This window comes from Rhizobium sp. NZLR8 (assembly GCF_019685025.1).
GTDB lineage: Bacteria > Pseudomonadota > Alphaproteobacteria > Rhizobiales > Rhizobiaceae > Rhizobium.
Genome location: NZ_JABDVY010000028.1, coordinates 1 through 20,363 on the forward strand (window position 1 = coordinate 1; position 20,363 = coordinate 20,363).

Consider the following 20,363-nt stretch of genomic DNA (forward strand, 5'->3'; position numbering starts at 1 on the left):
CCGGTAGCTCGTCAGGCTCATAACCTGAAGGCCGCAGGTTCAAATCCTGCCCCCGCAACCAATCCTTCCATGATCAAACACACAATACCCAAAAACCCGCCTCATGGCGGGCTTTTGCGTTTACGGGCGACGGTGACACTATTCCGATGAGTTGCGGTCGCTTTTCAAGCGACGTAGATAGTTGCTAAATAGATAATATTCTAATATACCTAAATCAGGCGCTTCTTACATTTTCACAGTCGCAAGTAACGTCCGTCCATTCGGCGGCGCGTATTTATCCTATTCAAAGGCAGTTCGATTTCATGAAGTAGATCAAAGATTTATTGGGGGGAATCATGGGAAAATGGGGATCTTTCCTGCTGGCGCTTCCGTATCGGCGGCGGCGTCTTCTATCGCTAATCTTCGGGTTGCCTGCGTTCTGCGCGGTGGTGTTTCTCGCCGGGATTGTGTCTGCGCAAGCGCCGACCGAAGAGCAGCGTGATGCCATCAGAGCAGAGTGCCGCTCCGATTTCATGGCGAAATGCTCCGGGGTTACGCCGGGAGGTATCGAGGCGCTCACTTGTTTGCAGCAGCATAGCGCTACGCTTTCGGCAGGTTGTCAGAAAGCGGTGTCCGCCGTGAACGTCAAACCCAAATCGACATCGGCGGCGCCGACGCCGGCTGCGCCTGCAAATACTGCGGTGACTACCCCGGCGCCTGCTACCGGCACGCCGACGCAGGCGCAGCGCAATGCGGTCAAATCGGCCTGTCAGCGCGATTTCATGGCGCAATGTTCCGGTGTCACGCCGGGCGGTGCGGCGGCGCTCAGCTGTCTGCAACAGCACAACGCGGCTCTGTCGGCGCCATGTCAGCAAGCGGTTGCGGCATTGGGGGGATCGGGCGGCGCGAAGACTGGCGATGCCGCGGCGACCGGTGCGATCGCGCCGGCCCCTCGGGCAATGATGCCAGCCTTCTCTCCACGTGAGGAAGTGATGATCCTGCGGGAAACCTGCGGAGCGGACTTCCGGGCATTGTGCCGCATGGTGCCTTTGGGGGGAGGGCGAGGCATTGCCTGCCTGCGCGACAATCTGCAACGCGTATCACCAGCCTGCCATCGCGTGCTGACCTCGGGCTTGTAACGCCCGGTCGAAGTTGCTCGCTGAAAGAGACCATCGCGGGCTGCGCCGAGGAATTTGGTGCGCGCGATCCCGCGAAGTCCGCAAGCGGCAGTTAGCCCGCATGCCTGCATTGCATCAGCACTTTTCATGTTCGGCTGCGGCAGGTCCGGCGCCATCTGCAATTCGATGAAATCAATGACGACACCAACGAAAGGCATTGCCATGTCATCGACTTTCCCTTTCCCGCGGTTGAAGCGGATGCTCCTGTATGTTTCGCTTGCCGCCAGCCTGGCGCCGCCGACCAGCGCATGGGCAGATGATGCGAAAGCTCTTTTAAAGACGATGTCCGATTTTCTGGCGGCGCAGAAGACGATCTCCTTCAGCTATCAATCGTCGCTCGAAGCAGTGACGCCTGCCTTCGAGAAACTCCAGTTCGTGAGTTCAGGGACAGCCAACCTCACTCGTCCCGATAAGCTGCGGGTCACGAGAACCGGCGGCTTTGCCGACCTCGATGTGAGTTTCGACGGTTCGTCGCTGACGGTTCATGGCAAGAACCTCGACGCCTATGCCAAGATCGACGGCAAGGGTTCGCTCGATGATCTGATCGACAGGCTGATGACCGCAGGCGTCGAAGCGCCGGGCGCCGATCTTTTAGCCTCCAACGTCTATGACGTGCTTATATCAGATGTGACGGAGGCGAAGCATATTTCCAGCGCTTTCGTGGATGGGGTCGAATGCGAATATCTGGCCTTCCGAACGCCTGAGATCGACTGGCAGATTTGGATACAGAACGGCCCGCAACCCATACCGCGGCGATACGTCATCACCAGCAAGCACGTCGTCCAGGCGCCGCAATACACTCTCGAAATCAGCGATTTCAAAAGCGGGGCGGATGTGGCGGCCGTTTCTTACACCATCGAGATTCCAGCCAGTGCAAAGACGGTGGATCTCAGTGAGCTGCAATCGCTCGACGAGCTGCCTGAAGCCGCCGATATGGGAGACTTAAAATGATCTATAACAAGCTGTTCCTCGCCCTCGGCCTGGCCGGTTTTCTGACATTCACCGGCTTCCACATCGGGGAGCAGGGATCCATGCCACTGTCGATCAGCTTCGCTACGCCGGCGGGCGCCGTCATCGGCAGACCGCTGACGCCGCTCTCCTATGCAGGCGTTGCCCGCCGGACGACGCGCCGGGTCGTCACACGCACGACGACGACCATCGCCGTGCTTCCAGCAGGCTGCCGCTATGGTCCCTATTACGGCGGCTATTATTATCGCTGCGGCGGTTATTATTATGCCAAGAGCGGCAATGTCTATGTGCAGGTGATCGTCCAATAATTGCTGCTCGCCTTACCGGAGTTTCGCTATCTCCGCCTCCGCAACTGGTGCAGCCGTGCTTGTGGTCGCTCCGCGGCGCTTCCAGTGTTCCTCGAGGCGCTGCAGCAGCACGTAGAAGGAAGGAACAAAGAGGATGGCAAGGCAGGTCGAGGCGATCATGCCGCTAAAGACCGATATGCCGATCGACTTGCGGGCCGATGCTCCGGCGCCCGTCGCCAGCACCAGCGGCAGGACGCCGAGGATGAAGGCGAAGGACGTCATCAGGATCGGCCGGAAGCGCAGGCGGGCGGCCTCGACGGCCGCATCCAGGATTTCCATGCCTTCTGCCCGCTTTTCGCGAGCATATTCGACGATGAGGATGGCATTTTTGGCTGCGAGCGCTATCAGCAGGATGAGGCCGATCTGCGTATAGAGATTGTTGGCGACGCCCGCCGCCATGAGTGCTGCCACCGTTCCGAGAAGGGCGAGCGGCACGGCGAGGATGACCGCCAGCGGCAGGATCCAGCTTTCATATTGGCCGGCGAGCACGAAATAGACGAGGAGCATGGCCAGCGCGAACACAAAATAGATCTGCCCGCCCACGGCCTTCTCCTGATAGGACAGCGCCGTCCATTCGAAGCCGGTGCCTGGCGGCAGCGTCTGATCGGCAATCTGCTCCATCACCGCGAGCGACTGGCCGGAGCTGAATCCTGCGGCTGGCCCGCCGACGATGGTGGCTGTGGGATAGAGATTGTAGAGGCTGATCAGGGACGGGCCCTGCGTCGTCTTAACATCGACGACCGTGCCAAGCGGCACCATGGTCCCGTCGCCGGCCTTGACCTTCAGATTTCGGATGTCTTCAGGGCTGATACGGAAATCGGATGCGGCTTGCGCATAGACTTGGAAGGTGCGGCCGAACTTGTTGAACTGCGTCACATAGCTCGAACCGATATAGCCGGAGAGAGCGGAGAAGACCTGGCCCACCGTAATTCCCAGCGTCTCCGCCTTGATACGATCGACGGATACCGCAAGCTGCGGCACGTTTGAGCGAAAAGGCGTACTGAGCCTCTGCAGCGATGATTGCGCATTGCCGTTTTTGACGATTGTATCGGCAAGCGATTGCAGCAGTGGATAGTCGGATGCGCCGTTTCTGAGTTGGACCTGCATGGTAAAGCCGTTGGCATTGCCGACGCCCTGGATCGGAGGCGGCACGACGACCAAAGTCTTGGCGGCCAGCACGCTTTGCAGCGCCTCGTTCAGATGCTGATAGATCGACAGCAGGTCCTGTCCCTTCGCCTTGCCGCGCTCGTCCCAATCCTTGAGAACGACATAGGCGACGCCGGCATTCTGCAGGCTGGCACTGTTGTCGAGAACGGAAAGGCCGCTGATAGTCAGCACCTGATCGACGCCAGGTGTGGTTTCGGCGATCTTGCCGACCTCTTCCATCACCGCATCCGTCCGCTCCTTCGAAGCGCCGTCGGGCAATTGCGCGCTGATCAGCACATAGCCCTGGTCCTCGAGGGGCAGAAAGGCGGTCGGCAGGCGCGTGAGCCCCCAGACGGCGACGCCGATCAGCGCAAGTGCTGCGATCGCCATGATACCGCTGTGGCGGGTCATCGATCCGATCAATCCGGCATAGTGGCGCTCGCCCCAATCATAGCCCCTGTTGAAGCCGCGATAAAAGGCGTTGCGTTTCTCGAAGGGCACCGGCGCTCGCAGCCAGAGGGCGCATTGCGTCGGTTTCAGCGTCACGGCATTGATGGCGCTGATCAGCGCCGTGGCGGCGATAACGAGTGCGAACTGCCGATAGAGCTGGCCGGTCAGGCCGGGCAGGAAGGCGGCCGGAACGAAAACCGCCATCAGCACCAGCGTGATCCCAATGACGGGGCCGAGCAGTTCTTCCATCGCCTTCTCGGCAGCCTGCCGGCCGGACATGCCCGCCTCGATGTGCCGGGCGACGCCTTCGACGATGACGATGGCATCATCGACGACGATGCCGATGGCAAGAACGATGGCGAACAGCGTCGACAGGTTGACGGTGAAGCCCAATGCCGCCATGGCGGCGAAGGCGCCGATGATGGTGACCGGAACGGTGGTCGCCGGCACGAGCATCGCCCGCCAATCCTGCAGGAAGACGAGGATGACGATGAGAACGAGAACGCCGGCCTCGATCAAGGTGACGTAAACCTCGTCGATGGAGGCCTTGACGAATTTCGTCGTGTCGAACGGCAGATGATACTCAAGCCCCGGCGGAAAGCCTTTCGAGAGCTCCTGCATTTTAGCGTTCACCGCCTGCGCCACCGCAATGGCGTTGGCCTCGGGCAATTGAAAAATGCCGATGCCGGCCGCCGGCCGGCCGTTTTGCGTGAAGGACTGGCTGTAGGTCTGGGCGCCGAGTTCGACGCGGCCGATATCGCGGACGCGCGTGATGCGGCCGCCCTGTCCGCTCTCGACCTTGACGATAATGTTCTCGTAGTCGGCGGCTTCGTTCAGCCGGCCGTTGACGTTCAGTGTGTATTGAAAGACTTGTCCTTTCGGCACCGGTGGAATGCCGATTTGACCGGCGGCGACCTCTTGGCTCTGCTGCTGCACGACGCTGACGACATCCTGCGGCGTCAGGCCGCGGGCCTGCAGCAGGTTCGGATCCATCCAGATGCGTATGGCATATTGGCCGGCGCCGAACACGGTCACGTTGCCGACGCCCGGCAGGCGGGCGAGCTCATTCTGCAGATTGATGACGGCGTAGTTCGACAGGAACAGGCTGTCATAGCGGCTGTCGGGCGAGGTCAGGCTGACAAAGCCGAGGATCGCCGTCGATTTCTTTTGCGTCGTCACGCCCTGAAGCTGCACGGCTTCGGGAAGCGACGACATCGCTATGGCGACGCGGTTCTGCACCAGAACTTGCGCCTGATCAGGATCCGTTCCGATGGCAAAGGTGACGGTCAGCGAATAGGTCCCGTCGCTGGCGCTCGCCGACTGCATGTAGAGCATGTCCTGCACACCGTTGACCTGCTGCTCGATCGGCAACGCGACGGTGTCGATAAGGGTCTGCGCGCTGGCGCCCGGGAAGCGCGTCGTCACCTGCACCGTCGGCGGAACGACATTTGGATATTGCGCCACAGGAAGTTGGAGAAGGGCGACCGCGCCGATGAGCACGAAGACCAAGGCCAGAACGTTGGCGAGCACCGGTCGCTCGATGAAGAAGCGCGAGATCATGCTGGTGTCCTTAGACGTTCAGATGAGCATGGTGGCGAATTCACTGCGTGGTGGTGTTGGCCTTGGCATCGCCGGCGGCGCTCGCCGCCGGGTTCATTTCCATTTTCTCGGGTGTGACCTTGCTGCCGGGGATCGCCTGCTGGATGCCTTGAGTCACGACCCAGTCGGCCGGATCGAGGCCTGAGTCGATAACGCGAAGCGAACCTTCGCGCTGGCCGGTCTTGACCTGTTTCTGCTCGACGATATCGTCTTTGCCCAGAACGAGCAGGTAGCTGCCCAACTGGTTCGTTCCGATGGCGTCGTCGCGCACCAGCAAAGCCTTGTCGTTATGGCCGACCGGCACTCGGACCCGCACGAAGAGACCCGGCAACATGGCCCGGTCCTTGTTGTCGAATAAGGCGCGTACCTGAAGAGTGCCTGTGGAGGCATCGAGCTGAGGCGACACGTAGTCGAGATGACCCTTGTGCGGATAACCTTGTTCCGTCTGCAAGCCAATTTCCGCAGCCATGCTCGGAAGGTCCGTCTGCTTGAAGGCATGTCCCTGCCTTGCCATGGTTTCCTTGATTGTCAGGACCTGGACTTCGCTGACGTTGAAATAGGCATAAAGCGGATCCGTCTGGACGATGCTGGCGAGTTTGGTGGGGCCGGATACGCCGACGAGTGCGCCGATATCGACGAGATGGTCCGTGACGGTGCCATCGAAGGGGGCAAGCACCTCCGTATATCCGAGGTTGATCGTCGCCAGCTCGAGATTGGCTTGGGCGTTGAGGATGGACGCATTCGCCTCGTCGAGCGTCGCCTTGGCGCTGTCGACTGCGGTCTGTGTGGTGACCTGTTGCTTCGATAGATTGAGCTGCCGATCATATTCCTGCTGCGCACCCACCTGCGATGCCTGTTGCGAGGCGAGCGATGCCTTCGCCTGGTCGAACTGCGCCTGGTAGGTGTTTCGTTCGATTCCGAAGAGCTTGGTACCCTTCGTCACCGTCATGCCGTCTTGGTAATCGATGGACTCGATGTAGCCCTGGACGCGTGCTTCGATATCGACGGAATTCAGCGGCGCCGTATTGCCAGTAAGTTCGAAATACAAGGTGACCGGCTGCTGGACCGGTTGGGCGACGCGAACCGGAGCTGGCGGAGGGGGGACGTAGGTGTTGCCGCTGTCCTCGCAGCCTGCGAAAATTGCCATGCCGGCGAGCACCACTGACAGGTGCAGACCCTGATCCAATCTCACACGCATTGCCGCCGCCCCGATGTTTACGAGCCCCAGTCTTCATGCGTGCCTCGGCGGAGACGACCTTCTCCGAAAAGTTCCGGGCATGTGATATTATGTCGCGGCATTGCTGCAAATTGCAATAGCTGCTGGGGCACAATTGAATCATGTCGGAGTCGTTCGCGGACGCCACGCGATGGCTATGGTTTTCCCAGCCGTTCGATGGTGGACTGCAAGGGGGCATCGGAAACACGGATCAGCCCGACATAGGGATTGGCCATGTCCGAAATCAGGAAGACCGCGCCCGCGACGGACAGGGCGCAAACCAGCAGAATCGACAGCACGGTCAGGTTGGCCGGCGCCTGCAGCCCGAAGGTCGCAAAAAGCAGCGAGAGCCAGCAGACGAGCACAGCGAGGAAAGCCCAGGGCAAACCCTCTTTACCGGATTCGACCAGCAGCCAGTGGGTCTCGGCCACCATGCCGCTCACATCAAGAGCGCGCACCTGCAGCGAACGCTGTACGGCATCCTTCGGCGAGAGGGATCGAAGATCGCCCTGAACCGCCTCGATATCCTGATATTCTCCCAGCGCCTTGCCGGATGCCTCGTCGGTGGTCTCGGCCGACCAGCCGCGGCCCAGGCGTTTCTCGATCAATTCACGCAGCAATTGCCGCGCCATGTCTGTTTCCGGCCCGTACTGGGCCATGACGCGGTCAAGCAGGAGCACCCGTGCCGCCGCCGTTCTCATTTCCACTTCGGCATTGTCGTATGTCGTCTTGGCGGATGCGATCAGAAGGCCGAGTGCCAAGGCCGACAGCGTTCCTACCACCGCGGTCGCCAGCCTGATGGCATCCTTGGATTCAGCATTGAGGTGATGATCCGGCAAACGGTCGCGCGCCAGCAATCCTATCGATGTCGCCACCGACAGAAAAACAAATACAAGCCCGCCAAGCAACAGTGAGCTCAAGTCCCGGTCTCCGTCACGTCAAGCTTGCAAGCGCCGTGAGGCTTGCAAGTGGTGCATTCATTACTGTCACCATAGCGGAAGACAGGCAGAGCGTGGAACTCTTTACTTTGTTGTTCTCGCGCTGATCGGAGATCATTGCTGGAAAATGAGCAGCACGTAAGCCAGGAAAAGTACAAGGTGGACCGCACCTTGCATCAGATGCGTGCGGCCGCTGGCAAAGGTAATGATGCTGACGGCAAGGGTGAGCAGCAGCATCACCAGATCTCCGTGTTCCAGGCCGAGGGTGACCGGGTGCCCGTAAAGACGGCTGATCACTAGCATCGCCGGCACGGTCAGCCCGATCGTCGACAATACCGAACCAAGGAAGATGTTGACGGAGCGCTGAAGATTGTTGGCGATGGACGCACGGACTGCGCTTATCGCCTCAGGCGTTGCGACAAGGATGGCCATCACAACACCGCCAAATGCGGTTGGAGCATGCAGGGTTTCGATAATGTAATCGATCGGCCGCGCAAGCTGTTCGACCAGGAAGACGACGGGACCCATATAGGCGAAAAGCAGAATGGCATGTGGCCAGACCGGTCCGTGGCGAGGCACACGCTCGCCGCGCAGCTCGTGAGGGTTGCTTTCGTCAGAGAAATAGTCCCGATGGCGGCCGGCTTGAAGAAACAGAAATGTGGCATAAAGGCCGACCGATATGACACCCAGTATCAGTTGCCTCGGTGCCGATGGATGCTGCCCGTCCGGATCTGCAAGAAATGTCGGCATGACCAGGCTCAATGTCGCCAGCGGCACGATCACGCCGAGATAGGCGTTGGCGCCCTGCAGGTTATGCTGTTGTTCCGGTCGCCGCCACGCACCCAGCAGCAACGACAGGCCGACCATGCCGTTCAGGATGATCATCACGACAGCAAACAACGTGTCGCGCGCCAGTGTGGGATTGTTTTCGCCGTGAAGCATGACGGCTGATATTGCCATCACCTCGATCGACGTGATGGCAAGTGTTAGAATGAGTGTGCCGTAAGGCTCCTTCAGCCGCTCCGCCAGGTGGTCTGCGTGCCGCACGACCGACAGAGCGGAGCCGAGCACGACCGCAAACAGCCAACCGAAAACGACAGTGAACCAAAGCGGATCGGAAAGCTGGCCGAAGAGCTGCTCCTGGAAAGCAAGAAATACGAAGCTCGTCGCGACGCTGACGCCCAGGAACCATTCCTCGCGCACCAGGCTGGTGGCGCTGACGGCACGCAATGCGGGATCGTCCGTCATCGAAACCACCCGCCTTCTGGCAAATGCCGTCGCAATGCGATCATAAACACCATCGTGTCCGCCCGCTGTCTCCTGCCTGCCACCTCAGCCAAGCGGAAATGAGGCTGCCTTAAGGCGAACCGAACCTCAAGCAAGATCGTATGTCACTGAGCAAAACTTGCAGATCTTCGTCGTTTCATCACCCACTGATCGCGGCAAGGAACAGTCGCGAAAACGCAAGGCCAAGGCGAGGTTCGGTGAAATGTCGACGCTGGCGGCCGCAGCGCCTTGCGGCGGCCGATCACACCACCGCTTCCGTCATTCGCGGCCGGTTGCGGGGATCGCCGCGCCGGTGACGACGGCTGCGGCCGGCGAAATCAGGAAGGCGATAAGACGGGCGATCGATTGCGGCGATACCCAGCCGTCCGTTTTCGCATTGGGCATGGCGGCGCGATTCTCGGGCGTGTCGATTGTCCCGGGCAAAATGCAGTTGGCGGTGATGCGGTCGTCGCGGCTTTCGGCGGCGATCGCTTCCGTCAGCCGGATGACGGCGGCTTTCGAGGCGGCGTAAGCGGCCTGATTGGCGCCGGCCTTCAGGCCGGGTGCGGCAGCAACATGCACGATGCGACCGTAGCCCGATGCCTTCATCGTCGGGAGAACCGCGGCGCTGATCGTCAGCGCGGTGCGGGCGTTCGCAGTCATCATCGTCTCCCACTGCGCAGGGGCGTCCGGCCCGACCGGTCCCATCCGGAAACCGCCGACGGTGTTGACCAAGGCGCTGACGCCGCCGAAGTGCTTGACGGCCCGGGCGACAGCGGCCGCGCAGGAGGCATAATCGGTGAGATCCGTTCCCGCGATCGATAGAAACTCGGTGGAGGCGGGCAGGTCGCCGGCCAAGGCTTCCAGCTCCTGGCTGGAGCGGTTCATGCAGACGAGTTTTGCGCCGCCGGCGGCGAGCTCACGGACAACGGCGCTGCCGAGGTTGCCGCCGGCTCCCGTAACGATCACGGCTTTCTGGTCGTTCATGGCAATCGATCTCCTGCCGGTCCTTGATGGCGCGCATTGTTGATCCAGGCTGCGCGGCAAGGCAAGCCCACGCAGCCGCGACACGGTCAGACATCTACCCTCGGCGCTATCCGCAGGCAGTTCCGCCGTCATTGCTCAACGGTTTCGTCGGGTCGGCCGTCAGTGATATTTCGTCCGTTCGCGACCGAGAATCTCGGGCGCGTCAAGGCCGGAAATCGGGCGGGTGACATCGGCCGGGATGTCACCGGTGAGCTGCAGGTCGAGATAGCGGGCGCAGCAGACGCGCAGGAAGGAGGTGAAGTTTCCAAGATCATGGCCGGCATCGATCGATTCATGATGCAGCCGGGTGATCAGCTGGACGACATTCATGCCGTCGCGCCGGGCGACTTCCTCGAGCTTCGACCAGAAGAAGTTCTCCAGCCTGACGCTGGTGACCATGCCGTCGATGCGCAGCGACCGGGTGGTGCTTTCCCAGAGCCGCGCATCCGCCTTGATGAACAATTCGCACATGTCGTCCTCCCGGTGCCGCCCTCCTCAGGCGGCGTTGGTTTCGAGCAGCGCTGCCGCGTCGAGCACCGCCATGAACTGGCGCAGCCACGACGGATGTGCCGGCCAGGCCGGCGCCGTGACCAGGTTGCCGTCCGAGACCGCATCGGTGATTGAGATATCGGCGTAGGTGCCGCCGGCAAGTTCGACTTCCGGCCGGCAGGCGGGATAGGCCGAGCAGGTGCGGCCCTTCAAAACGCCAGCGGCTGCGAGCAGCTGCGCGCCATGACAGATGGCGGCAACGGGTTTTCCGGCATCGAAGAAGTGCCGGACCGCTTTGATGACGTCGGCATTGAGGCGCAGATATTCCGGCGCGCGGCCGCCGGGGATGACGAGGGCATCGTAATCTTCGGCCCGCACGCTGTCGAAAGTGGCGTTCAGCGCGAAATTATGGCCGCGTTTTTCGGAATAGGTCTGGTCGCCTTCGAAATCATGAATGGCGGTGGCGACCGTCTCGCCCGCCTTCTTGCCGGGGCAGACGGCGTCGACCGTGTAGCCGCAGGCGAGCAGCGTCTGGAACGGCACCATCGTTTCGTAATCTTCGGTGAAATCACCGGTGATCATCAGGATTTTTGAAGCTGGCATCGCATCCTCCTTTGAAACCAACGGCCGGAGATTAACAAAGAGCGGCGGGCAGAAGGTACTATGGGAATACTACAGCCGAAATTCCCTAAAGCGCGTCGCATCAAATTTGATTCATGCGGCGCGCTTTAGTCCTTTGTTTTTATGCATGTCGTTATCCCGGAACCGCTGCACACTTCGGGGCGACATGCGTCAGACCGCCTTGACCGTCACATCAGGGACGGCGCAGGCCTCGCCGCCGCCGAAGAGGCGGGAGCGGGTGAGGAAGCGTTTCTCGCGACCGTTGTCGAGCGAGAACATGCCGCCGCGGCCGGGAACGACGTCGATGATCAGTTGCGTATGCTTCCAGGCCTCGAACTGGCTGGCACTGATATAGACCGGCACGCCGCCGATCTCGCCGAGTTTGACGTCGCTGTCGCCGATCATGAATTCATTGGCGGGATAACACATCGGCGAGGAGCCGTCGCAGCAGCCGCCGGACTGGTGGAAGAGGATATCGGAATGATCCCGCTTGATCTCAGCGATCAGGTCGAGGGCGGCGTTGGTTGCGAGAACACGCGGTTCGCCGTTGACGGTGGTTTCCATCGGTTTTCCTCCAAAAGTTTCGGGAGGAAGAAGTCCCCTCCCCAACCCCTCCCCACAAGGGTTGGGGAGGGGTTTTGACCCTCCTCTCACCATGCGAGTTTCTCAGAAGAAACCGAGCGCCTTCGGGCTGTAGCTCACCAGCATGTTCTTGGTCTGCTGATAATGCTCAAGCATCATCTTATGGGTTTCACGGCCGATGCCGGACTGCTTGTAGCCGCCGAAGGCGGCATGGGCCGGGTAGGCATGGTAGCAGTTGGTCCAGACGCGGCCGGCCTGGATCTCGCGGCCGAAGCGGTAGCATCGATTGGCGTCTCGGCTCCAGACGCCGGCGCCGAGGCCGTAAAGCGTGTCGTTGGCGATTTCAAGCGCCTCCTTCTCGTTCTTGAAGGTCGTGACCGAGACCACCGGTCCGAAGATTTCCTCCTGGAACACACGCATCTTGTTGTGGCCCTTGAAGATCGTCGGCTTGACGTAATAGCCGTTCGCCAGATCGCCACCGAGGTCGTTGCGCGAGCCGCCGGTCAGAACCTCGGCGCCTTCCTGCCTGCCGATGTCGAGATAAGCGAGGATCTTTTCCAGCTGCTCCGTCGAAGCCTGGGCACCGATCATCGTCGCGCTGTCGAGCGGGTTGCCCTGCTTGATCGCCTCGACGCGTTTGACGGCCTTTTCCATGAAGCGGTCGTAGATCGATTCCTGGACGAGGGCGCGGCTTGGGCAGGTGCAGACTTCGCCCTGGTTGAGGGCAAACATCGCAAACCCTTCGAGCGCCTTGTCGAGGAAATCGTCGTCCTCGGCCATCACATCGGCGAAGAAGATATTCGGCGATTTGCCGCCGAGTTCCAGCGTCACCGGAATGAGGTTCTGGCTGGCATATTGCATGATGAGCCGGCCGGTGGTCGTCTCGCCGGTGAAGGCGATTTTGGCGACGCGCGGGCTGGTCGCCAGCGGCTTGCCGGCTTCTAGGCCGAAGCCGTTGACGATGTTGAGCACGCCGGGCGGCAGGAGATCGCCGACCAGTTCGGCCCAGACCAGGATCGAGGCCGGGGTCTGCTCGGCAGGCTTCAGCACGACGCAGTTGCCGGCGGCCAGCGCCGGAGCGAGCTTCCAAGTGGCCATCAGGATCGGGAAGTTCCAGGGAATGATTTGGCCGACGACGCCGAGGGGTTCGTGGAAGTGATAGGCGACGGTATCGTGGTCGATCTCACCGATCGAACCTTCCTGGGCGCGGATGCAGGAAGCGAAGTAGCGGAAGTGGTCGATCGCCAGTGGAATGTCTGCCGCCATGGTTTCGCGGATCGGTTTTCCGTTATCCCAGGTCTCGGCCTGAGCAAGCAATTCCAGCTTATCTTCCATGCGCTGGGCGATCTTCATGAGGATATTGGAGCGTTCTGCAACCGAGGTGCGGCCCCATTTTTCCTTTGCCGCATGAGCGGCGTCGAGTGCGAGATTGATGTCCTTTTCATTGGAGCGGGGAATGTCGCAGAGCTTGCCGCCGGTGACGGGCGTGAGGTTTTCGAAGTATTTGCCTTCGACGGGCTCGCGCCATTCGCCGCCGATATAGTTGCCGTATTTCAGCTTGAACGGCGACTCGACGATTTTCTGATGAAGCATGTCATCCTCCCTTGATGAACCAGGTTCCGAAGCGAACCAGTGGGAGGAAAATGTGCATGTTTTGGCGGAGGGAACAGGGCGGCTCTTCAATACCGCACCGCACAGTGTCGCAGACATGCGACAGGTCGCGTCGCGATCGACGGTATCGGTGGAACTTTCGGGCGGCTGGTCAGTGAAGGTCGAACTTCTTCATTTTCCGGTGCAGGGTGGCGCGGCTTATGCCGAGGGCGGCGGCCGCCTGCGAGACGTTTCCGCTGGTGCGCGACAACGCCCGCAGCAGGGCTGCCTTTTCCGCTTCGACGATCTCTTCCTGCTGCGAGACGCCGGCCTCATGCAGGGCATCGGCGGCCGGAATGCCGGCCGCAATGCGCCTATCGTCCAGCTGCAGCGCGATGCGGGCGGCGCGTGTTGCCCCGAGCACGAGGTCATGCCGGTCGACGGCAAGCAGGGCGGCGCCGGAATTGGCGCCGGCCGGGACCATCAGGAAACGGGCGCTGGGAAAGGCCGAGCGGAAGAGGTTGAGCTCGATGCGCATTGCCGCATCGCGCACGGTCTGCGTCAGGATCGTCAACGTCATCTCGTTGACGTCTTCACGGCAGGTGGAGATATCGAGGGCTGCGGCCACCCGGCCACGATGATCGCGGATCGGCGCCGTCGTGCAGCTGAGGCTGGTATTTGCGCAGAAGAAATGTTGATCGCGGAAGATGGCGACGGCACGCTCGTCGGCAAGGGCGGTGCCAATGCCGTTGGTGCCAATGCTCGCCTCGGTCCAGACGGAGCCGGTCCAGAGGCCGAGTTCGTGGAACTCCTTGTCGTCGCCAGCGGCACCCCGACGCTCCAATGCAATGCCGTTCCTGTCGGTCAGAAGCAGGCAGCAACCGGCCTTGCCAACGGTGGTAAAGAGACGATCGAGCTCTTCGGTCGCGCTGGCGATCAGTTGCCCGGACTGTTCGCGGGCACGCCGGAATTCTTCATCGGTAACGCGCAGCGGCGCCCGTTCGTCCTCCGGAGCGAGCTGGTGCATGGTCATGCATCGCCGCCAGGAGGCGACAACGGGGGAACTCGCCGCGGCGGAATCGCGCTGGGCAGAGGTGTAGACATGCTCGGCGTGTGCTGAGTGTTCGTGCATCTGCTCCTCCCACGGAACTTCAGCATAGTCTGATGGAAAAGCGGCCGGTTTGCAATCAGCCGGCCCTGACGCTCATCAGCGTGCGGGTTTTCCAGACGAAGGTGGCGGAATCACATTTCGGTGTTTGGACGCAGAGAGTGTAACAAAAGACCGCTCTCGCCCGTAATCCTGTGCAGAAACAGATGTGCAAGGCGAGGAGATCCCGACCATGTTAAACAGACGATTGTTGCTGATGGGGGCCGCTTTCGGAGCGCTTACGGTTCGCTTGGGGGCCGGCAAGGCGATCGCCGGCGAGACGTTTGCGGTGACGCACACCGAGGAGGAATGGCGCAAGCTGCTGACGCCGGATCAATTTGTCATCCTGCGTCAGGAGGGGACGGAGGCTCCCTTCACCAGCGCCCTGCTGCATGAGGAGCGGAAGGGCAATTTCGCCTGTGCCGGCTGCGACCAAAAGCTCTTTTCCTCGGCGACCAAATTCGACAGCGGCACCGGCTGGCCGAGCTTTTGGGCACCGCTCGACCATGCCGTCGGCACCACCAACGACACGACGTTCGGCATGGCGCGAACGGCAGTCCATTGCGGCCGTTGTGGCGGCCATCTCGGCCATGTCTTCGATGATGGTCCGAAGCCAACCGGGCTTCGCTACTGCATGAACGGCCTTGTCATGACATTTCATCCAGCCTCGGCCTGATCGAAGGAAGGGCTCGTTTGCTGCCTCAGTGCCAGCGAGCGCCAGTGCCTTGCAGCCAGGCTTCGATGCCGCGTGCCGCGGCCCGGCCGGTCGCCAGGCAGGCAGTGAGGAGATAGCCGCCGGTCGGCGCCTCCCAGTCGAGCATCTCGCCGGCGACGAAGATGCCGGGCAGCCCCTTCAACATATAGCTGTCGTCGATGCCGCTCCAGCGGATGCCGCCGGCCGAGGAGATCGCCTCGCCGATCGGCCGGGTTTCGAGAACCGGAAGCGGCAGGGCCTTGATCATAGCGGCCAGGCGTTCGGGGTCGCGTCGGTCACACTCCGGCGTGAATTCCCGCAGCAGCGCCGCCTTGACGCCGTCGAGGCCCGCGCCCTTGCGCAGGCGGTTTGAAAAACTCGATTTGGCGTCCTGCCGCGCCAGGTCGCGGGTCAGCCTTTTGGCCGTTCGGCCCGGTGCGAGATCGAGTGTCAGGGCGGCGTCGCCGTGGCTCTGCAGTCGGTCGCGCAGTGCCGCGGCATTGGCATAAACGAGGCTGCCCTCGATACCGCTTGTGGTGATGACGAATTCACCGGGAAAGGTACCGGCTTCGGATGTGGCGGTGACCGATTTTACCGGCTCGCCGGCGAAACGTGCGCGGAAGCTTTCGCTCCAGTCGACGACGAAGCCGCAATTGGCGGGTTTAAAAGCGTCGATATCAACGCCCCGCTCCGATAGCCAGGGCTGCCAGCGCGCATCCGAGCCGAGGCGCGGCCAGCTTGCGCCGCCGAGCGCCAGCAGGGCCGCGTCGCAATCGACGATGCGCCGCCCCTCGGCCGTTTCAAAGGCAAAACCCTCTTCGGCAAAACCGATCCAGCGGTGGCGGGTGCGAAGCGTGGTCCCTTGCGTCTCCAGCCGCCTGAGCCAGGCACGCAGCAAGGGAGAGGCCTTCATCACCTTCGGAAAAACCCGGCCGGACGAGCCGACGAAGGTCTCTGTCCCGAGCTCTGCTGCCCAATCTCTGATATCATCGGGGGTAAAGGCATCAAGCGCGGGGCGCAGGCGGGCGGCTGCCGCACCGAAGCGCGTGGTGAAACGGCCATAGTCCTCGGAATGGGTGATGTTGAGACCCGACTTTCCGGCCAGCAGGAACTTGCGAGCGAAGGTCGGCATGGCGTCATAGACCGTCACCGCATGGCCGGACAGCGAAAGCAGCTCGGCAGCCGCAAGGCCGGCCGGGCCGCCACCGATAATCGCGATCCGCTTCTGGTTCATGGATGTCTTCGCCTGATTCTTTCTGCGTGCAGTTTTGGCGCGGGCGCGCCTTGCCTGCAAGGATGGAAATCAGTGGTGCGGATGGGTGCACTGGCCGTGATCGGCGAGAACCTCGATGACGCGGCATTGGTCGACGCGGCCGTGGCCGCAGCCTTCCACCATGGTTTCCAGTTCGGCCTTCAAAGCCATCAGGCTGCGGATGCGTTGCTCGACTTCAATAAGGCGGGCCTTGGCGATGGCATCGGCCGAGGCGCAGGACTGGTGCGGATCATCCTGCAGCGTGAGCAGCGCGCGGATGGCCTCGATTTCGAAGCCCAATTCACGGGCGTGGCGGATGAAGGCGAGGCGGTTGATATCGGCAGGCTCGAAGGAGCGCTGGTTGCCTTCGCTGCGGCTCGGGGCCGCAAGCAGGCCGATGCTCTCATAATAGCGCACCGTCGGCACCTTGACGCCGCTTTGGCGTGCAGCTTCGCCGATCGTGATCTTTTTCATGATTTTCCTCTTGCACCTCTAGCCGCTAGAGGATGTAGGAGGGATGCTTCTGTTTGACAAGGAAGCGGTTCATGGCTGAGACGAACGAGACACGATACCGGGTTGGCGGTATGGATTGCGCCGCCTGCGCGACCAAGATCGACACGGCCGTCAGGCGCGTGGCGGGTGTCGCCGATGTTTCGGTCTCGGTGATGGCGGGAACGATGACCGTCCGGCACGACGGCAACAGCGATCTCAAGGCGATCGAGAAGAAGGTGACGGGGCTCGGCTATTCGGTCTCGCCCTTTGCCGGAAGCACGACGCCGGCGAAAGGCCACGGCGCACACGATCATCACGACCACGGACATGATCATGGCGATCATGCGGGCCATGACCATGGAGATCACGATCATGCCAGCCATGATCACGCAGGTCACGATCATGACCACGACCATGGCCAGAAGGAAATCGGGGGGCTGCATGGGCACGACCATGCGCCGATGACCGGTCCCTGGTGGCAGAGCAAGAAGGGGCGGCTGACCATCCTTTCGGGTGCCGCACTCGTTGCTGCCTATGCTATCGACCATCTGGTGCCGGCGATCGCATCCTATGCCTTCATCGTGGCCATGCTGGTCGGGCTGGTGCCGATCGCGCGGCGCGCCGTCATGGCGGCTCTCTCCGGCACGCCGTTTTCGATCGAGATGCTGATGACGATCGCCGCCGTCGGCGCGGTCATCATCAATGCAGGCGAAGAGGCGGCAACTGTCGTGTTCCTGTTCCTCGTCGGCGAACTGCTGGAAGGGGTGGCTGCGGGCAAGGCGCGCGAAAGCATCCAGTCGCTGACGGCCCTGGTGCCGAAGAGCGCGCTGCTCGAAGACAATGGCCAGACGCGGGAGGTGCCGGCGGAAAGCCTTGCCGTCGGCGCGATTATCATGGTGCGTCCTGGCGATCGTATCTCGGCGGACGGCGTTATCATTTCAGGCGAGAGCGCGATCGATGAGGCGCCGGTGACGGGCGAGAGTACGCCGGTGCGCAAGGGCGTCGATGCCGTTGTGTTTGCCGGAACCGTGAATGGCGATGCGGTGCTCAGGGTTCGCGTCACCGCGGCCGCAGCCGACAATACCATCGCCCGTATCGTCAAGCTGGTGGAGGAAGCGCAGGAATCGAAGGCGCCGACCGAACGCTTCATCGATCGGTTCTCGCGCTATTACACGCCCGGCGTGGTGGTGGTCGCCGCACTTGTCGCGATCGTTCCGCCGCTGTTGTTCGGTGGGTCGTGGGGCGAATGGATCTATAAGGGCCTTGCCATCCTCTTGATCGGCTGCCCCTGCGCGCTTGTCATCTCGACGCCGGCGGCGATCGCCGCCTCGCTTTCTTCGGGTGCGCGGCGCGGGCTGCTGATGAAGGGCGGCGCGGTGCTGGAAACGCTCGGCAAGGTGACGATGGTCGCCTTCGACAAGACGGGCACGCTGACGGAAGGCAAACCTCAGGTGACTGATATCATTTCTTTCGGATTGAGCGAGGCGCAAGTCTTGTCGCGCGCGGCGGTGCTGGAGCAGGGCTCCAGCCATCCCCTGGCGCTGGCGATCCTCAACCGCGCCAAGGCGGACGGCGTTCCCATGCCGCCGGCCTTCGAACTGGAGGCGCTGCCGGGAAAGGGGGTCAGCGGCAAAGCCGGCGGCGAGGCGCTGGATCTTTTGTCGCCGCCCGCTGCCCGCGAACGCGGCGCACTCGGTGCTGAACAGGAGGCACGCATCACTGACCTGAACGACGAGGGCAAGAGCGTCTCGGTGCTGCTGGTCAACAATGTTGCGGCCGGGCTGATCGCCATGCGCGACGAACCGCGCGAGGACGCGCAGGCCGGGCTTGCCACGCTCAAATCAGCCGGCGTCAAGGCGATGATGCTGACAGGCGACAACAAGCGGACGGCGGCAGCCGTTGCCGGCATGCTCGGCATCGACTGGCGCGGCGAGATGATGCCTGAGGACAAGCAGCGGGTCGTCGTCGAATTGAAGCGCGAGGGCTTCGTCGTCGCCAAGGTCGGCGACGGCATCAACGACGCGCCGGCGCTGGCCGCAGCCGATATCGGCATTGCCATGGGCGGCGGCACCGACGTGGCGCTGGAGACCGCGGATGCCGCCGTGCTGCACGGGCGCGTCGGCGACGTGGCAAGGATGATCGAATTGTCCAAACGCACGATGCGCAATATCCTGCAGAATATTACCATCGCGCTCGGCCTGAAAGCGGTGTTCCTGGTGACGACGATTGCCGGCATCACCGGCCTCTGGCCGGCGATCCTCGCCGATACCGGCGCCACCGTGCTGGTGACGATCAACGCGCTGCGATTGCTTCGAGTAAGGATGTAAACATCCGATAACGTCCTTGCGGCGCTCGTCACCGTAGACCGCTGACAACGGACGCCAACCCCTCTTTCGTCATGCTCGGGCTTGTCCCGGGCATCTGCCTCCGGTCGATAGGCAGTAGATCCGCGGCACAAGGCCGAGGATGAGGCGGAGAGGGAGGTTTGTCATCAAACTGAGAGCGGCCATAGACCGGCTCTCTTCGTTCGAGCCTTGTCCACCGCCTGTTTTCCTTAAGCTTTCGTTATCCCTGTTTTTCACAGGAATGCAGTGATTTCAAACCTGCCGTAACGCAATGCACAAACCATCCATTGACGCGAATTTGGATTCGCGTACCATATCTAGTGTTCGAGGTTCCTTCGATTCGTGAGAATCGCAGGCTAAGACGGGAATACGGTGCGTTGCGCCATTATGGCGCGGCTATGCCGGAGCTGCCCCCGCAACTGTAAGCGGCGAGCAACTGTCCGATTTCAGGCCACTGGAGCATAATGCTCCGGGAAGGCTGGGCAGGATGCTTTGACCCGTGAGCCAGGAGACCTGCCTCGAACAAAACGTCCACGGGCGGGGAGTCCGGAAGGTCGCGTTGCATGGCTGCGGATGATATCCGCGTCGCGTTTCGCAAGGCCGCTCGATCCTCCGCATGAGCCACTTCGGGGTGAAGTCATGTCAGTATCTCAGTTCAGGCCGCAACCCGCGCTAAGCAGAGGGCGGATCACGCCCGGCGGCTGAACAGGCCGCATCGTTCAAACCATCAGAGAATGTTTCGACGGATATCGCGAGATTTCCGATCGATGCCCTGCGTCCCAATCGCGTCGTCACGAGGAATATCATGACCATTACCGTCTACAGCAAACCGGCCTGCGTCCAATGTACCGCCACTTACCGCGCCCTCGACCGCCTGGGCGTCGCTTATGACATCGTCGATATCTCCGAGGATGCCGAAGCGCTCGATCGCGTCCGCAGCCTTGGCTACATGCAGGCGCCCGTCGTCATCGCCGGCGAGCAGCATTGGGCCGGCTTCCGTCCCGACATGATCAGCGCGCTCTCCTGATCGAGGCCGA

18 protein-coding genes and 1 riboswitch are annotated in these 20,363 nt (G+C 61.7%); of the genes, 6 read left to right on the forward strand and 12 right to left on the reverse strand.

Annotation, left to right across the window (positions count from 1 at the left end; all coding sequences use genetic code 11):
• Positions 1–335: 335 nt before the first annotated feature.
• From HJB89_RS32775 to HJB89_RS32785, 3 genes are all read left to right on the forward strand, one after another.
• Complete coding sequence (locus HJB89_RS32775) at positions 336–1,118, forward strand: hypothetical protein (RefSeq protein ID WP_221151011.1); 783 nt, start codon at positions 336–338, stop codon at positions 1,116–1,118.
• A 201-nt stretch (positions 1,119–1,319) separates the two neighbouring features.
• Positions 1,320–2,108 (forward strand): DUF2092 domain-containing protein, encoded by a 789-nt coding sequence (locus tag HJB89_RS32780; RefSeq protein ID WP_221117918.1) that lies wholly within the window; start codon positions 1,320–1,322, stop codon positions 2,106–2,108.
• On the forward strand, positions 2,105–2,434 hold the full coding sequence (locus tag HJB89_RS32785; RefSeq protein WP_207581940.1) for a hypothetical protein: 330 nt from the start codon (positions 2,105–2,107) through the stop codon (positions 2,432–2,434). Before HJB89_RS32780 ends, HJB89_RS32785 begins: the two co-directional genes overlap by 4 nt.
• A gap of 12 nt (positions 2,435–2,446) precedes the next feature.
• Here HJB89_RS32785 and HJB89_RS32790 read toward each other — a convergent pair whose 3' ends face one another.
• From HJB89_RS32790 to HJB89_RS32835, 10 genes are all read right to left on the reverse strand, one after another.
• Entirely contained in the window at positions 2,447–5,629 is a 3,183-nt protein-coding gene (locus HJB89_RS32790) for an efflux RND transporter permease subunit (protein WP_221151012.1), read from the reverse strand.
• Between the two features lie 40 nt (positions 5,630–5,669).
• Positions 5,670–6,866 (reverse strand): efflux RND transporter periplasmic adaptor subunit, encoded by a 1,197-nt coding sequence (locus tag HJB89_RS32795; RefSeq protein WP_207581938.1) that lies wholly within the window; start codon positions 6,864–6,866, stop codon positions 5,670–5,672.
• 173 nt (positions 6,867–7,039) lie between these two features.
• Positions 7,040–7,804 (reverse strand): DUF4239 domain-containing protein, encoded by a 765-nt coding sequence (locus HJB89_RS32800; protein WP_207581937.1) that lies wholly within the window; start codon positions 7,802–7,804, stop codon positions 7,040–7,042.
• Positions 7,805–7,936: 132 nt separating this feature from the next.
• Positions 7,937–9,070 carry a calcium:proton antiporter gene (locus tag HJB89_RS32805; protein WP_221151013.1) on the reverse strand — a complete coding sequence of 378 codons (1,134 nt, stop codon included), beginning with the start codon at positions 9,068–9,070 and terminating at the stop codon, positions 7,937–7,939.
• Between the two features lie 297 nt (positions 9,071–9,367).
• Positions 9,368–10,075 (reverse strand): SDR family NAD(P)-dependent oxidoreductase, encoded by a 708-nt coding sequence (locus HJB89_RS32810; RefSeq protein ID WP_007631973.1) that lies wholly within the window; start codon positions 10,073–10,075, stop codon positions 9,368–9,370.
• 159 nt (positions 10,076–10,234) lie between these two features.
• Positions 10,235–10,585 carry a ribbon-helix-helix domain-containing protein gene (locus tag HJB89_RS32815; RefSeq protein WP_007631975.1) on the reverse strand — a complete coding sequence of 117 codons (351 nt, stop codon included), beginning with the start codon at positions 10,583–10,585 and terminating at the stop codon, positions 10,235–10,237.
• Between the two features lie 24 nt (positions 10,586–10,609).
• Positions 10,610–11,206: a DJ-1/PfpI family protein gene (locus tag HJB89_RS32820; protein WP_164016307.1), complete on the reverse strand. Its 597-nt coding sequence runs from the start codon at positions 11,204–11,206 to the stop codon at positions 10,610–10,612.
• A gap of 189 nt (positions 11,207–11,395) precedes the next feature.
• Positions 11,396–11,788 carry a DUF779 domain-containing protein gene (locus HJB89_RS32825; RefSeq protein WP_221151014.1) on the reverse strand — a complete coding sequence of 131 codons (393 nt, stop codon included), beginning with the start codon at positions 11,786–11,788 and terminating at the stop codon, positions 11,396–11,398.
• Between the two features lie 102 nt (positions 11,789–11,890).
• Positions 11,891–13,399 (reverse strand): aldehyde dehydrogenase, encoded by a 1,509-nt coding sequence (adh, locus tag HJB89_RS32830; protein ID WP_207581932.1) that lies wholly within the window; start codon positions 13,397–13,399, stop codon positions 11,891–11,893.
• 169 nt (positions 13,400–13,568) lie between these two features.
• Positions 13,569–14,528, reverse strand: a complete 960-nt coding sequence (locus HJB89_RS32835; RefSeq protein WP_221117913.1) for a helix-turn-helix domain-containing protein — start codon at positions 14,526–14,528, stop codon at positions 13,569–13,571.
• Between the two features lie 208 nt (positions 14,529–14,736).
• Between HJB89_RS32835 and msrB the strand changes: the two genes are divergently transcribed.
• The gene (gene msrB / locus HJB89_RS32840; RefSeq protein WP_221117912.1) at positions 14,737–15,219 is read left to right on the forward strand and encodes a peptide-methionine (R)-S-oxide reductase MsrB; all 483 of its coding nucleotides are present in this window, start codon (positions 14,737–14,739) and stop codon (positions 15,217–15,219) included.
• A 25-nt stretch (positions 15,220–15,244) separates the two neighbouring features.
• On the opposite strand, the gene HJB89_RS32845 is transcribed toward msrB, so the two are convergent.
• Positions 15,245–16,471, reverse strand: a complete 1,227-nt coding sequence (locus HJB89_RS32845) for a TIGR03862 family flavoprotein (protein ID WP_221151015.1) — start codon at positions 16,469–16,471, stop codon at positions 15,245–15,247.
• Positions 16,472–16,540: 69 nt separating this feature from the next.
• Positions 16,541–16,963, reverse strand: a complete 423-nt coding sequence (locus HJB89_RS32850; RefSeq protein ID WP_207581928.1) for a helix-turn-helix domain-containing protein — start codon at positions 16,961–16,963, stop codon at positions 16,541–16,543.
• Between the two features lie 71 nt (positions 16,964–17,034).
• Between HJB89_RS32850 and HJB89_RS32855 the strand changes: the two genes are divergently transcribed.
• Together HJB89_RS32855 and nrdH are read left to right on the forward strand one after the other, a co-directional pair.
• Positions 17,035–19,308: a heavy metal translocating P-type ATPase gene (locus tag HJB89_RS32855; protein ID WP_221117910.1), complete on the forward strand. Its 2,274-nt coding sequence runs from the start codon at positions 17,035–17,037 to the stop codon at positions 19,306–19,308.
• A gap of 328 nt (positions 19,309–19,636) precedes the next feature.
• A riboswitch (cobalamin riboswitch) is annotated at positions 19,637–19,862 on the forward strand.
• Positions 19,863–20,131: 269 nt separating this feature from the next.
• Positions 20,132–20,353, forward strand: coding sequence for a glutaredoxin-like protein NrdH (nrdH, locus tag HJB89_RS32860; RefSeq protein ID WP_007631990.1), 222 nt, complete (start codon positions 20,132–20,134; stop codon positions 20,351–20,353).
• Positions 20,354–20,363 lie beyond the last annotated feature (10 nt).

Excerpts from the sequence above, each read along its gene's own strand:
- HJB89_RS32775 (WP_221151011.1), top strand. The coding sequence starts at position 336 with ATGGGAAAATGGGGATCTTTCCTGCTGGCGCTTCCGTATCGGCGGCGG.
- HJB89_RS32780 (WP_221117918.1), top strand. The coding sequence starts at position 1,320 with ATGTCATCGACTTTCCCTTTCCCGCGGTTGAAGCGGATGCTCCTGTAT.
- HJB89_RS32785 (WP_207581940.1), top strand. The coding sequence starts at position 2,105 with ATGATCTATAACAAGCTGTTCCTCGCCCTCGGCCTGGCCGGTTTTCTG.
- HJB89_RS32790 (WP_221151012.1), bottom strand. The coding sequence starts at position 5,629 with ATGATCTCGCGCTTCTTCATCGAGCGACCGGTGCTCGCCAACGTTCTG.
- HJB89_RS32795 (WP_207581938.1), bottom strand. The coding sequence starts at position 6,866 with ATGCGTGTGAGATTGGATCAGGGTCTGCACCTGTCAGTGGTGCTCGCC.
- HJB89_RS32805 (WP_221151013.1), bottom strand. The coding sequence starts at position 9,070 with ATGACGGACGATCCCGCATTGCGTGCCGTCAGCGCCACCAGCCTGGTG.
- HJB89_RS32810 (WP_007631973.1), bottom strand. The coding sequence starts at position 10,075 with ATGAACGACCAGAAAGCCGTGATCGTTACGGGAGCCGGCGGCAACCTC.
- HJB89_RS32815 (WP_007631975.1), bottom strand. The coding sequence starts at position 10,585 with ATGTGCGAATTGTTCATCAAGGCGGATGCGCGGCTCTGGGAAAGCACC.
- HJB89_RS32820 (WP_164016307.1), bottom strand. The coding sequence starts at position 11,206 with ATGCCAGCTTCAAAAATCCTGATGATCACCGGTGATTTCACCGAAGAT.
- HJB89_RS32825 (WP_221151014.1), bottom strand. The coding sequence starts at position 11,788 with ATGGAAACCACCGTCAACGGCGAACCGCGTGTTCTCGCAACCAACGCC.
- adh (WP_207581932.1), bottom strand. The coding sequence starts at position 13,399 with ATGCTTCATCAGAAAATCGTCGAGTCGCCGTTCAAGCTGAAATACGGC.
- HJB89_RS32835 (WP_221117913.1), bottom strand. The coding sequence starts at position 14,528 with ATGCACGAACACTCAGCACACGCCGAGCATGTCTACACCTCTGCCCAG.
- msrB (WP_221117912.1), top strand. The coding sequence starts at position 14,737 with ATGTTAAACAGACGATTGTTGCTGATGGGGGCCGCTTTCGGAGCGCTT.
- HJB89_RS32845 (WP_221151015.1), bottom strand. The coding sequence starts at position 16,471 with ATGAACCAGAAGCGGATCGCGATTATCGGTGGCGGCCCGGCCGGCCTT.
- HJB89_RS32850 (WP_207581928.1), bottom strand. The coding sequence starts at position 16,963 with ATGAAAAAGATCACGATCGGCGAAGCTGCACGCCAAAGCGGCGTCAAG.
- HJB89_RS32855 (WP_221117910.1), top strand. The coding sequence starts at position 17,035 with ATGGCTGAGACGAACGAGACACGATACCGGGTTGGCGGTATGGATTGC.
- nrdH (WP_007631990.1), top strand. The coding sequence starts at position 20,132 with ATGACCATTACCGTCTACAGCAAACCGGCCTGCGTCCAATGTACCGCC.